10 protein-coding genes and 1 other RNA gene are annotated in these 13898 nt (G+C 39.8%); 4 read left to right on the forward strand and 7 right to left on the reverse strand.

Annotation, left to right across the window (positions count from 1 at the left end; genetic code table 11):
- Window positions 1-76: 76 nt before the first annotated feature.
- The 6 genes from nusA to FJR09_RS13225 form a co-directional block, all read right to left on the reverse strand.
- On the reverse strand, window positions 77-1354 hold the full coding sequence (nusA, locus tag FJR09_RS13200) for a transcription termination factor NusA (protein ID WP_015083447.1): 1278 nt from the start codon (window positions 1352-1354) through the stop codon (window positions 77-79).
- Window positions 1355-1872: 518 nt separating this feature from the next.
- Window positions 1873-2334, reverse strand: a complete 462-nt coding sequence (gene rimP / locus FJR09_RS13205; RefSeq protein WP_015083446.1) for a ribosome maturation factor RimP — start codon at window positions 2332-2334, stop codon at window positions 1873-1875.
- Window positions 2335-2716: 382 nt separating this feature from the next.
- Complete coding sequence (locus tag FJR09_RS13210) at window positions 2717-3877, reverse strand: RNA-guided endonuclease TnpB family protein (protein ID WP_015083445.1); 1161 nt, start codon at window positions 3875-3877, stop codon at window positions 2717-2719.
- A gap of 274 nt (window positions 3878-4151) precedes the next feature.
- Window positions 4152-4336, reverse strand: a non-coding RNA gene (gene ssrS / locus FJR09_RS13215) — 6S RNA.
- A gap of 62 nt (window positions 4337-4398) precedes the next feature.
- Entirely contained in the window at window positions 4399-5535 is a 1137-nt protein-coding gene (locus FJR09_RS13220; protein WP_041458589.1) for a 5-(carboxyamino)imidazole ribonucleotide synthase, read from the reverse strand.
- A complete protein-coding gene (locus tag FJR09_RS13225; protein WP_015083443.1) occupies window positions 5526-6014 on the reverse strand; it encodes a pentapeptide repeat-containing protein in 489 nt (162 codons plus the stop codon). Before FJR09_RS13225 ends, FJR09_RS13220 begins: the two co-directional genes overlap by 10 nt.
- Window positions 6015-6486: 472 nt before the next feature.
- Between FJR09_RS13225 and FJR09_RS13230 the strand changes: the two genes are divergently transcribed.
- The 3 genes from FJR09_RS13230 (at window position 6487) to FJR09_RS13240 (ending at window position 9440) form a co-directional block, all read left to right on the forward strand.
- Complete coding sequence (locus FJR09_RS13230) at window positions 6487-6810, forward strand: hypothetical protein (protein WP_015083442.1); 324 nt, start codon at window positions 6487-6489, stop codon at window positions 6808-6810.
- 163 nt (window positions 6811-6973) lie between these two features.
- Window positions 6974-7807, forward strand: coding sequence for a FecR domain-containing protein (locus tag FJR09_RS13235; RefSeq protein ID WP_148279141.1), 834 nt, complete (start codon window positions 6974-6976; stop codon window positions 7805-7807).
- 22 nt (window positions 7808-7829) lie between these two features.
- Window positions 7830-9440, forward strand: a complete 1611-nt coding sequence (locus FJR09_RS13240; RefSeq protein WP_168652007.1) for a diguanylate cyclase domain-containing protein — start codon at window positions 7830-7832, stop codon at window positions 9438-9440.
- A gap of 250 nt (window positions 9441-9690) precedes the next feature.
- Here FJR09_RS13240 and mutS read toward each other — a convergent pair whose 3' ends face one another.
- Entirely contained in the window at window positions 9691-12291 is a 2601-nt protein-coding gene (mutS, locus tag FJR09_RS13245) for a DNA mismatch repair protein MutS (protein WP_168652899.1), read from the reverse strand.
- Window positions 12292-13086: 795 nt separating this feature from the next.
- Here mutS and FJR09_RS13250 point away from each other — a divergent pair.
- Complete coding sequence (locus tag FJR09_RS13250) at window positions 13087-13572, forward strand: hypothetical protein (RefSeq protein WP_015083438.1); 486 nt, start codon at window positions 13087-13089, stop codon at window positions 13570-13572.
- Window positions 13573-13898 lie beyond the last annotated feature (326 nt).

A 13898-nucleotide genomic window follows, 5' to 3' on the forward strand; every position in this document is an offset into this window, starting at 1 on the left:
GGGAAGAAATATTCCCCCTGCTCCCTGCTCCCTGCTTCCCTTCCTTTTTCAAATTATTGCAGATAAATTTGGGGAATTAATCTTCCTCGCTATTGTCAAATCTATCCTCATCCAATTCTAATTCTTCTGCCATTGCATCTTCTCGGTCAGACCTGTCATCCCTATCATTTTGGGATTGATATTGCGCTCTCACCGCTGCAAATTTAGTATTTTCGGCTTCCTCGTCATATTTAGCCTGATCTTTAATATCAATTTTCCAACCAGTGAGACGGGCAGCTAACCGCACATTTTGCCCTTCTTTACCAATAGCTAAACTCAGTTGATCTTCAGCCACTAAAACGTGAGTTTGGCGACTTTCGGGGTCCATGAGTCTGACTTCATCTACCTTTGCTGGACTCAACGCATTGGCAATATAGGTAGCTGGATCTGGAGACCAGCGAATCACATCAATTTTTTCACCGCGTAATTCATTAACTACCACCTGAATTCGTGATCCCCGCGCACCAATACAAGCACCAACGGGGTCTACATCGCGGTCTAGGGTATCAACAGCAATTTTTGTGCGGGGTCCTACATAACGAGAGGGAGGGTTAGCTTCTCGCGCTACAGCCACAATTCGCACTACCTCATCTTCAATTTCTGGGACTTCATTGGCGAATAGATAAACCACCAAACCTGCATCAGCACGAGATACCATCAATTGTGGCCCTCGTTGCTGCCCTTGGGAAACTTTTTTTAGATATACCTTAAAGGTAGCATTAGCCCGATAATTATCGTTGGGTAGCTGTTCTCGCTTGGGTAATTCGGCTTCTACTTCTGATTGTCCAAATCCGCTACTAACTGCCAAAACTACAGATTGACGTTCAAATCGCAATACTCTAGCTTGTAAAACCGTGCCTTCCAAGTCTTGAAACTCTTCTTGCACCATTTGGCGTTGTTGATCTCGCAGTTTTTGCGCCAATACTTGTTTCGTTTGCATGGCTGCCATGCGCCCAAATTCTCCTTGATCTGGGGTGACATCCAATACTACAGAATCTCCCAGTTGGGCTTCTGGGGCTACTTGCTGGACTTCATCTAAGGAAATTTGATGATCAGTGTTAGCAACTGCTTCAACAATGGTTTTGGTGGAAAGAACCCGAAATCCTTCACCCTCAATATCCAGTTCTACTTCAAAATTATTAAAATACTCTTCATCAAATTGTCTGCGTTCTAAATTTTGGGCGCGACGATAACGTTCGTAACCCTTAATTAAGGCTTCTCTAATAGCTGCTTGTACAGCTAAACGCGGTAAGTTTCGTTCTTGGCTAATACTTTCGATTAGCTCTTTTAATCCCGATAAAGTCACCATTGACATACGCAGTCTCCTAAAATTTTATAAGAAAGTAGGCTTAAAACCGTTCTATAAAACTTACCCAAAATTACCAAAGTCTAGACACATCTGGACAGCGATAACCTTAGTGTTTACTTCCTGCTTCATCACGGTCTTAGAATGGCTTCTAAGAGGTTTTTCCGCTCCACAGGCAATCTCGGTAGAACTTACCGTTTCTGACCCTAGACTTAAAATCTAAAACCTTTTTGGGTTTTTATGTTTGGGTGTTTTTTAAGCGAGAGAGGGGATAAATCTCTCAGTGACTTATGGTGTTACAATGTCTTTAACAGGTAAGGGTAATTAACCTGTACAAACACCCGATGTTGCCTAACGGCTCAACACTATACATTGACAATCTCTTTAGAGCGGAGAGTGTCAAGTCAGCAGTCAGCAAAATTAGATAACTGTTAAGAAATAATTGTGTTCTTTTCCCCAATTACTCCTTCCCAATTACCAATTACCAGTTACCAGTCCCTAATCCAACGTCTAAAATCTAAAATTGATTAGCTACGCTCATCTATTTGGACTTTGGTAATGAGGTTACGGGGAATTTTTACTACACGACCCTTTTGATTAAGGTAAACTGTAGTTTCATCCCGGCTAATCAATAGACCTATCCACTCTTGCTGTTGTTCGGAGGGTGGGGAAGTAGAAATAACTACAGGGAATCCTTTGAAGGAAATAAACTCCCTGTCTGTTACCAGTTGCCGCGAAATACCAGGACTAGATACTTCCAATATGTAACCGTCTGGAATGATATCGGCCGCATCTAATGAGGCTTCAACGGCACGGCTCATCCTTTCACAATCATCCAGTCCAATGTCCTGTAGAGGATTAAAGATATCTACTCGCAAGACTGGGGGGTTTTGGTTCGTATGAAAAACTATACTAACAACTTCCAATCCTAGTTCTGCGGCTACTGGTGTCGCCAAATCAATAATTTGTGGTATTAAAGGATGAGTCATGGGAGAATTCAATAAAAAAAGTGGGCTTCAACCCACTTCCTGCGATAGGGATATCTTCCAAGAAGTATTGTGACGAACTGTATGAGTTCGCCCCTAAAATGAGTGTAGCTTATTTCTTCAGTTAGTCATGACAGACTTGAAGAAATGGTCATTGGTCAGTTGTCATTTGTCATTGGTCAGTTGTCAGTTGTCAGTTGTCAGTTGTCATTGGTCAGTTGTCATTGGTCAGTTGTCATTGGGAAAATCTTTTTCTTTCCGTATTTTGCTTTTTACCTCTAAATTTAAGGTATATATCGTGAACTACCTACACTGACCTGACGGTACAGTGTAGGCTTCCCAATTCCATGGGGACTGCCTCGGACTTCATGGATTTTTTACGTCCCTAAGACTTTGGTCTTACATCCCCTCCAAGGGCAGAAGCGCTAGTTCCTAACGCCCAAAGTCGCAAACCTTCATTTCTAATATTTATTGCGGCATTGATATCTCTATCATGCTGTTTTTGGCAGTGAGGGCAATCTACAAACCTAACTCCTAACGAATCATATCCTTTTTGCAATACCGGAATTGGTAGTAGAGTTTCACTACAAAGTTGAGAAGACGGGAAGAAACGACCTATTTCTTGATAAGTATGACCAAATCTTTCAGCTTTGTATTTGAGCATGGTTTGAAACATTCCCCAACAAGAGTCACTAATAGCTTTTGCCAAGTTGGGATTTTTAACCATATTCTTAACTGCCAAATCTTCTACACAAATAACTTGGTTTTCGGATGCTATTTTGCGAGATAGCTTGTGTAGAAAGTCTTCACGGACTCTAGCTATTTTGCTAGAAACTTTTGCGACTAAACGTTTAGCTTTACGACGTTTATTAGATGTTTTATCGGTCTTCTTAGCTAGTTTTTTCTGCTTGCGTTTTTTATTCTTTTCGAGAAGAGCTAATTGCTTCTTAGGAAGGTCATATTTTGAGCCTTCGGAAGTTATAGCAAAGTTTTTCAATCCCAAATCAACACCAATAGCTTTTCTAATTGCAACTACCGGATTGTCATTTTGGTTAAAAAGAATAGATGCATAATACCTACCGTCTGCATTTCTTGATATTGTTACAGCCGTGAATTTTGCATCGGGCAATTCTTTATGGAACACGGTTTTCATCATCCCTAAATTGCCAGGAAACTTAATCACAGAATCCTCTGGCATCAGTTTCACATTTTGGGGATATTGAATTGATTGTTTACCATGTTTAGATTTAAAGTTAGGAAATTTAGCACGGCCTTCAAAAAAGTTGACAAACGCACTAGAAAGATTGAATGTGACTCGTTGCAACACTTGACTGTATGCAAGTCCTAACCATTCATATTCCTTTTTTAATCCTGGAAGCAACTTATCCATAGCCGCTTTAGAAAGCCCAATGCTTATTTCTTTATCCGCGACAGTAGTGGCATTAAGCATATAATTCCACAACCATCGAGTATTACCAAAACATTGAGCTAAATATGATTCTTGCTCATCAGTGGGATAAATCCTAACTTTAATTGCTCTATACATGGTATCGACCTTACCGCGTTCGTATATTCATGGTAACACAAATAATCAAAACATACCGAATAAAAAACGAATATTTTGCTCGTTTCGTCGTTGTAGTCTTTCCGGTTTTCGCTGCGCACCCTGCGGGAAGCAAGCTACAAATATGGTCAGACTACACCCGGATTTCTCACGCGCAATTCATCTCAACACTGACCTGAGTACAGGTACAGTGTGAGCCTTCTTGCTGTTTAAGGTAAAGCTCCCCAGTTTTATTAACCGGGGAGCTAAAATTTTTTAGTTCACCACAACGCCGTTTTACCTAAGTTTATGACCTGGTTAAACCAGGTGGGAACTGAGGGTTCTCATTTAAAGTTTCTGGGTACAAGCCCAGTATACTGCCACGAGAATTGTTTAGCTCCCTTGTTGTTAAAGACATAGATCAAAAAACTTGACGGCAGTCACCAATCGTCGTAGTGCAACTAACTCATTATAGCTTTGAAAAATAGTTTGTGTGTTTATTTTGGGAAAATTTTGGCAAATTTCTACTGGGGATACCAGATAGATTCAATTTTGTGTATAATGTCCTCTACTCCATTAGTGTGATCTTGATCTAATAAAACGGTGATATGTCCTAGCTTCCTTCCTGGACGAGCTTCTGTTTTTCCGTACCAATGAACAGTAGCCTGGGGAATATTTGCTAATTGTTGACGTTGTTTTTGGTAGTCACAATGGCTGTTTTCATATCCTAGCAAATTAACCATCACGGCACTAGCACAATGTAATCTAGTATTGCCTAATGGTAAACCACACACTGCTCTCAGGTGTTGTTCAAATTGGGAAGTTTCACAAGCATCCAGGGAAAAATGCCCAGAGTTATGGGTACGTGGTGCTATTTCATTAATTAAGATTTTACCTTGGGCGGTGAGAAATAATTCAATGCCACAGACTCCTATATATTGGAGGCTAGTTAATAGTTTATGGGCGATCGCTTCAATTTGCAAACTTTGCTCTTGGGTGATTTGAGCGGGGGCAATTACCCACCGACAAACCTGTTCTTTCTGGAGAGTTTCTACCGCTGGATAGATGACAATTTCCCCATTTACAGAACGGGCGGCAATTATAGCCAGTTCTTTGGTAAAAGGCACAAATTCTTCGACTAAAAACTGGCTATGAGTTTGATTAACTATTTTTGATAAAGTTGCAAAATCGGGAATGATAAAAGTTCCTTGACCATCATATCCATGTCTTCTGGCTTTGAGAACCACAGGAAAACCCAAATTTTCAATTTGAGATTCTAGCTTTTTTTCCCCTGATAATGCCAAAAACTGGGGAACTGGTAAACCTAAATCCCGTAAATAGCACCGTTGCTCATATTTATCTAACAGGGGTGCTAAAGCTGCTAGTTGAGGATGAAAACAAACACCCTGTTTTTCTAGCAGTGATAAAGCCGCAAGGTTAACAAATTCATTTTCAAAGGTAACGATATCACACTTTGTCGCTAAAATTTCTGTGGCAGCGGCATCATCAACTGCGGCAAAAATGCTATGTTGGGCAACAGATACGGCTGGATCATTGGGACTAGGAGTTTGGACTATTAATTCTACTCCCAGCTTATCTGCTGCATCTTTCATCATCCAAGCCAGTTGTCCACCACCAATTATACCAAGTTTCATTGACATCCTAAGGACTCACGAGTTTCTACACCAGTTTGAGAATTTACACCACTGGCTTTTTGACATAGCTCTTTAATTTGCGCTTTATCTAAAATTGCGTCTGTAAAATCTGCACCTGTGATATTAACATCTGTGAAGACGGTGCGGAGTAAAAGAGCTTCGATTAAAACGGCATTACTTAAATCAGCACCTGCTAATTTTACCTCATTCACCATCGCATTGGTTAAATCTGCTCCATGTAAATTTGCTTTTGTCATGACTGAAGCACTGAAAACTGTTCCTCGTAAGTCCGCACCTGTAAAGTTAGCCATTTCTAAGTTAGCGTTAGAAAATTCCGCAGCTTGTAAACTTTGTCCCGAAAAATCTTGTCTCGACAATTCGGCATTGCTATATGATAAAGGATGAGTCCAATCTGCTGATGCTGGCTGTGCAACGCACCAAACCATAATTCCCAAAATCCATCCTAAGCTCTTTTGCCAAAACATAGTTGATGAGTCCAAATTGATACTGGATAAGTTAAGTTTTGCATAAACGTTAATATTTTGTAATAACGCTTTTGGTAATTACTCCCTTTTTTAAATTTTAACTGTTGCTGATTCTGGAAAAAAATGGCATTATTGCTCCAGCAGGATTTTACTATTTACAATAATTCATTAAGTTTGATTACAAGTAAAGTTTGTTATCTTTTAAAGTCTAGTAGTCAGGACAACTGATAATCTGTTAGTTATGGTGATGGCTGTGGAAACAGGATTGTTAATATGTATAAAATAATTTGATAAACCTTTAAAACAATGAACTAAAAGTTATAGCGATATGTACTTGAATAAGGGAAAAAAGTCCCTAAAAAAGCCAGATAACACAAGATTTTTCCTGCTGACTGCTGCTATATCTGACTAAGATCTTTAAGTTATTAAAATTGACAAACTGCACACATTAACAAAGGAAATTGGTATTTATATGATAAATCATTACTCTATTCAATGGATTGAAGCATGGTGCTTAGAAAATGGCTGGACAGATTTATTTGTTGAGCGACGTGGTAACTATTGGGCGTTTCCTCCTGGTGGAGTCATGCCAGAACCAATCCCAATGAATGTGTTAAGAGTAATTAAAGAGAAAAATGGTTTAACTAATCAGGAAATGTATTGGGCTTGTGCTGCCATCTCTACCACTATCCTAGCAGTGATTTACACTTTTTGGTTTAAATGTCCGATTCCCTTAGTTTTATCTTTTGCATTTAATGCTGTAACTGTGGCACAATTTGAACCAGAGGATGTCTAGATTTTTAAAAGCTGTCGCGCACTTAAATTGTATAATTTGGAGGCAGAAACCCGCCTATAGCCTAGATCAGGTTCAAAAACTAGATGCGTGACAGCTTACTTGCCACAAGAGAAGCGATCGCCTAAAATTAGATACAGGGGTAATCTAATTTCCAAAAAATTCAGTGATTAAAAAACATTGGCTATTATTGAGTTTATTTTTCATCTTCCTATTAACCTTTCAGCAAGCATTAGCCAAGAATAATTTACAGTTAAGAGTTAACCGCTACTTAGAAGTACGTAGCATTTTTGGTAATGTTATTTATGGAAATCAACAAACTTCCCAACCTGCCAATGTCGGCACAAAGTTGCAAAAGGTTGGTGATAGCATTGGTACAGGAAAGAATTCTCGGACGATGTTAGCATTAGATACAGAAATTGCTTTTGTGGAAGTGGCAGAAAATACAAAACTGCAAATTCAAAAACTGCATAGCACTAGTAATAATGGAAAAGTCACAGAGTTGCTGCTAACTGGTGGACAGGTGCGTTTAAAAGTACGTCCTTTGAACAATCGAGAATCTAGACTAGAAATTAAAACTCCAGCAGGGATTACAGGAGTCAGAGGTACAGAATTTGGTGTTAGTGTCCAACCTAGTGGGAAAACAGGGGTAGCAACTTTAAAAGGCCAGGTGGTAACATCTGCTCAAGGTAAAACTGTATCTGTAAATAAAGGTTTTCAAAGCTTTGTAATTCCAGGAAAACCACCTTCACCTCCAGTGCGTTTACGAGATGATACTAGTTTGCAAATAAAAATCCTGGCAGATATGGGCAATCAACAGGCAAAAATTGCAGGTAAAGTAGATCCTGTGAATTTAGTTATTTTAGCGAATGAATCATTAATAACCAATCAGAATGGAGAGTTTGAGGTGATAACAGCCCTTCCTAATAATCGAAAAATTGCAGTTAGTATCACAACACCTTTAGGAAAAAAGCAAAAGTATGAATTAGCTGTTCCTTAATAAAAGTAAGAACTGAAAATGTATGATCATGTTCACAGAAATCCAGCGGTTATTTGGGAAATTGTTTCCTGGTTTTATAGCCATGTTGATAGTTATTTGTTTCCTGTTACTGGGAATTTTTCAACCTTTAGAATGGATAACATATAACACCCTATTCCGACTAAGGGGAAATATTGACTGGAATCAGCAGATAGTAGTAGTGACAATAGATAACAAAAGTTTGGCAGAGTTTAAACAATTTCCCTGGCCACGGACAAGATATATAGAGCTATTAAATGTACTCGATACAGCCCAGCCAAATGTAGTTGTCTTCGATATTATTTTTTCTGAGTCTAGCCCCGATGATACGGCTCTGGCAAAGGCTATGAAACAACATGGTAAAGTGGTATTGGCAGAGGCTTGGGATACTCAAGGAGAACCTTGGTTTCCTGTCCCTGAACTAGAACAGGCCGCAATAACTACAGGACATATATTCAGTCAGAAAGATGGAGATGGTATAATCCGTAATGTACAGCCACTAAAAAATGGTATTTCTTTATTAGGAATTGCGGCTATCCGGGCTTATGGAACTTTTATGGAAATACCCCCTTTGCCTAATTTAGAGCAGCCATTATGGATTAACTGGCCTAGTCAGGTTCAGCAAATGCCTCACTATTCCTTTAGTGATGTAGTGCAGGGGAAAGTATCAGCCGATTTATTTAAAAATAAAATTGTTTTAGTAGGAGTTACTGCTCCTGGTATTGATGTTTTAGTCACGCCCTTTAATTATGATCCACCCACGGGCGGAGTTTACTTACAAGCAACTTTTATTAATAATGTATTTCAAAATAATTTTCTCGATCTTTTTCCTTCTGGGGCATGGATAATATTATTACTATTGGCAGGTCCAGTCTGGGGTTTAGTAATTGTTCGTTGGCATTCTAGGAAAAAATTAGGATTCTGTATAGGGCTATGTGTACTCTGGGAAATTTTCAGTTTGCTCATGCTAAAAATCAATTATTGGCTACCTGTGGCTGCACCAATAACTTTATTAGGAATGACAACTGGAATTGTAATTTGGCAAGATGATCTGAACCTTAAAGCCGAAAATCAAACTCTCTACCGTCTGGCTAATTACGACAGCCTCACGCAAATTCCTAATCGTCGCCGATTTGATGAATATTTGCAGCAAGAGTGGGGACGCATGGCTAGGGACAAATCTGCACTCTCCCTGATTTTGTGTGATGTAGATTTTTTTAAACGATATAACGATACTTACGGACATCAAGCGGGAGATAGTTGTTTACAAAAAGTGGCTTTTGCCATGAGTCAAGCTATTAAAAGACCTAGTGATTTAGTAGCGCGATATGGAGGAGAAGAATTTGTAGTAATTTTACCAAATACAAATGCAGAAGGTGCAATAATTGTCGCCGAAGAAATCCGTGATCAAGTGAAAATATTGGCAATTTTGCATTCAGCTTCTGAGGTAAGTCAATATGTTACGGTCAGTTTAGGAGTTACTACTTTAATTCCTACTGCTGATATTCCGGCTGCATTCTTCATTAAAACAGCAGACGAAGCACTTTATCGTGCCAAAAAAGAAGGACGCGATCGCTTTCGGATCATTACTTCTAAAGATTTAGGTATAAATTAATAGTAATTTTGATATTACTGGTGAATTATCAAGTAATCAGATGGCTCATCTGGATAATACAGAAATATTTGAGTCTTAAGTAATAACAAATTTTGATTTTATTAATAGAAATACGACATAAGATTAACCAATTTTTAACCATTTCCTAGTTGTTTATTAATGTTGCTGGGATAAGTTGATAATTCTTTATTTGGACAAGTCTAATGGTTTATGCTGCCTTTAATGCGGACATAATCACAGCAGCCAATTTTTATAAATTCTCACGCAATCCCATGGCTATTTTACTGTGTTTTTCGATTTGTCCCATCACCTGTTTTGCCCGTTGAATTACCACTGTGGGTAAACCTGCTAACCTTCCTGCTTCTATTCCATAGGATTTATCAGCACCACCGGGTTGAACTTGATGTAAAAAGATAATTTGGTCTGGTAATTCTTTAACTGTAACTTGATAATTTGCCACATTTGAAATAATAGTAGCCAATTCATTTAACTCATGATAATGAGTAGCAAAAATCGTGCGAGATTTAATCTCAACTGCTAAATATTCTGCTACAGCCCAAGCAATTGAAAGACCATCAAAAGTTGCTGTCCCGCGACCAATTTCATCTAACAAAACCAAAGATCTCAAAGTTGCATGATTGAGAATATTGGCAGTTTCATTCATTTCCACCATAAACGTAGATTGACCTGTGGCTAAATCATCTACAGCCCCAACACGGGTAAAAATGCGATCGCACACTCCCAATTTAGCAGACCGCGCCGGCACAAAACTACCCACCTGCGCCATTAACTGAATTAAACCAACTTGACGCAAATAACAACTCTTACCACTCGCATTTGGACCGGTTAAAATCACTAAATCAGGGGAAGATAAATTCTTCTTTTCCTCTTCCTTCGCTTCCTTCGCTCCTTCGTGGTTCATTTCCTTCCCCCCTAAGCAAGTCGAATTAGGGACAAAAAATCCAGCAGGTAAAGACTGTTCCACCACCGGGTGACGACCATCAATCACGTTAATCTCGCGTCCTGTAAGCATTTCTGGACGACAATAACCTTGATGTACGGCTAATTCCGCCAAACCACATAATACATCTGACGCAGCTACGGCACGGGCAATACTACGGATGATTTCGGCATGAGAACCCACTTCATCCCGTAATGCGTCAAAAATCTGATATTCCAACTGATTTAAATCATCTCGCGCTGTGAGAATTCGGGCTTCTCGTTCTTTCAAATCAGGAGTAATGTAACGTTCCTCATTTGTCAGAGTTTGCTTACGAATGTAATTATCGGGAACTTGGTCAGATTTATTGCGGGAAATACTGATATAATAACCAAAAGTTTTATTAAATCCTACCTTCAAAGTGGGGATTCCCGTTCTTGTTCTTTCGTCAACTTCTAAGTTGGCAATCCATTGTTGATCACTTTCGACTGTAGCCTTTCTTTCATCTAAAAGCGGATTGATTCCCGCCCGAATTAAACCGCCTTCTTTTAGATGAGTCGGTGGTGATTCTACGATGTGAGCGTGTAATTTTTCTGCTAGTTCTTCGAGGCTGGGCGGGACTTTTTGCAAAGCTTTTAAGAAAGGTGATCTCGCATCTTCTACTAAGCGAGATAATTCTGGTAAACGGGAGAAAGAATCAGCTAAGGCGACTAAATCCCGTGCATTTGCTCTACCAGAAGCGGCTCTGACTGTTAAACGTTCTAAATCATAAATTTGCTTGAGTAAATGGCGTAGATCTTGGCGTAAAGGTGTATTTTCTACTAATTCTTGAATGGTATCTTGGCGGGATTTAATCCCTTTAATCTCCAGTAGCGGTTGTAACAACCATCTTCTTAAAGCCCGGCTGCCCATGGCGGTGCTAGTTCGATCTAAAGCCCATAATAGAGAACCGTGAAATGTGCCGTCGCGGACGGTTTGGGTAATTTCTAGGTTACGGCGGGTTTGATGATCTACTATTAAATAATCATTTAATGTATATGTGCGTAATAATTGCAGGGAGACGGGATTGGCTTTTTGTGTGTCTTCGATGTATTCTAAAAGACCACCAGCGGCGCGAACTGCCAGGGGGAGATGTTCGCAACCCAAACCTTCGAGCGATCGCACTTTGAATTTCTGCAATAATTTACTTCTAGCTTCTGCTTGGGAAAAGGGGACTTGCGATCGCAAACTATAACAAAATGTAGGTGGTAGACATTGGGGCAAAGAGGGTGAAGTTTCCCCTGGGCGCAGTAAACTACCTAAATCGGGGGCGTTAGTGGGAAACAGGACTTCGGAAGGTTGTAAACGCATTAACTCCTGAGTTAAGTGTTCTAAATCACTACCTTGAGATGTGAGAAATTCCCCTGTTGAGATATCTGCGTAGGCTAACCCCCAATGATTGACAGCAATTACCACAGCCGCTATGTAATTATTCCGACTGGCTTTGAGCATTCCCTCTTCTAGCAAAGTCCCTGGTGTAAGAATGCGTGTTACTTCTCGCTTTACCAAACCAATGGCATCCGCCGAATCTTCTACTTGGTCGCAAATTACCACAGCATAACCTTTTTCTACCAGTTGGGTTGTGTAGCGTTCCCAAGCGTGATGAGGTACACCTGTCATGGCAACGCGACCGACTTCCCCACCGTGTTTACTAGTTAAGACTAATTCTAATTCTCTGGAGACGGTTACAGCGTCTTGGAAAAAAGTTTCAAAAAAATCGCCTACTCTGTACAGCAGCAACGCATGAGGATACTTATCCTTGACTTCTACATAATGCTGATACATCTTACTCAGCTTGCTGCGGTCTTCTACCAGATTTGTATCAGTAAGTGATTTGTTGGGTTGATTGGGTTCTGGTGTGGAAGTCGTCATAAGACCTTGCGGTAAGTGGGAAACGAGCGAGTTTTTAGACCTGAGAGGGAAGCGACACGGGCGGTTTTAACCGCTTTGAATATTTTTTCATTACCGCCTTGGAGTTGAAAAATTCGGGGTACTTTTGTGATGTACTTTCAACGGGACAATTACCGATTCAAATTTTCCAACTCTGTACGCATAATGTTTTGCTCCAAAGAGCCTCCCATTTCTGGGGTAATGTTAGCTAGATGCCTCCGGCACGCTGCGCGAACGACCAGTTATAAAAGCTTTTTAGACTTGCAACACTGTTTCAGTGACCTTAAAACTGTTTAATTGCAAATGACAGAGCAGGGAACTAGTGAAGCAGCGCGGTCTTGGGGGTTTCCCCCATGAGCGACTGCTGAACCCCGAAGGGGCTACGCATTCCGGGGTGTCGTGGCTCAAATAACGGCTACCCTTCGACTCCCTTCGACACCGCTCAGGGCAGGTCACTCAGGGTGGTCTGGTCAGCACGGCTTGCTTGATTACTCTTGCAAGCCCAGTCCCTTTAGGGCTGGGTTACTGACGGTAGATGCTGAGAATTTATTGGCACAGATTATTGTGATTCCTTCTGATCATAACGTGATGTGGGGGATTGGGAGCGATCGCTTCAGGTTTATTTATTTTTATTAAACTACCCTTGGTATTGAAATGATTTTTTCCTTTTGGTGCAAATCTGGGTTAGAGTTTCTTGTTTGTAACAATTAATTGATATTTGTTGCCAAAATCACTGTTTTAGTTAGACTCTAAGAAGACAACAAAGCAATTATTTTTATGAACACTCTTTCTAGTCTGGAATTTAAACGGTCAACTTGGCAAACAGCGATTATGTTAACTCTGGGCTTCTGGCTCAGTGCTAGTCTGGTTTTAGATTGGGTAATTATGCCTAGTCTTTACTTTGCTGGTATGATGAATGAGGCTAATTTTTCTACAGCAGGTTATCTGGTTTTTTGGAATTTTAATCGCCTAGAATTATTGTCTGCTACTGTGGTTTTAACTGCTGTACTGGCTATTAGCAAGACTAAATCTAATTGGCCTTTAGGTAGTATTGCTTTATCTGGAATTCTGTTAACAGTAGCATTACTAGATACTTATTTCTTAACTCCCCAAATGTGCGCTCTAGGTGCTAATTTCAGCTTACTTACTAGTAATCTAGTTCCACCACAAATGAACTTATTACACAGCGGTTATTTTCTATTAGAAGCATTAAAGCTAGTAGCAGGTGGTATTCTGTTAAATTTGTACTGGCGCGAAGCTTAATGTTTAAAAAGTAAAAAATATCACACTATCAAGCATAAACACTGGCATTGTCCGGGATTTTGAAGATTGCTATCTAGCTAAACATTAACCCAATATTTGTCATACTAGATATAGTATAAAATAGCGTGCAGAATCTGGGTTAATGAATCGCCAAAAACCTCAATTTTTGGTGAGCTTATGACAAAGTAATTCCCAGCCAACATCACCGGACTGTTAGTAAAGATAGTGGTCAAACTAATCATAATGATTAAGAAATCAGATTTTGTCTTAGCTCCCTACATGAAGAGCAACGACTTACGCGCAACTTATCAAGTCCTTAATACAGT

Source organism: Dolichospermum sp. UHCC 0406 (assembly GCF_009712025.1).
Taxonomy (GTDB): Bacteria; Cyanobacteriota; Cyanobacteriia; order Cyanobacteriales; family Nostocaceae; genus Dolichospermum; species Dolichospermum lemmermannii.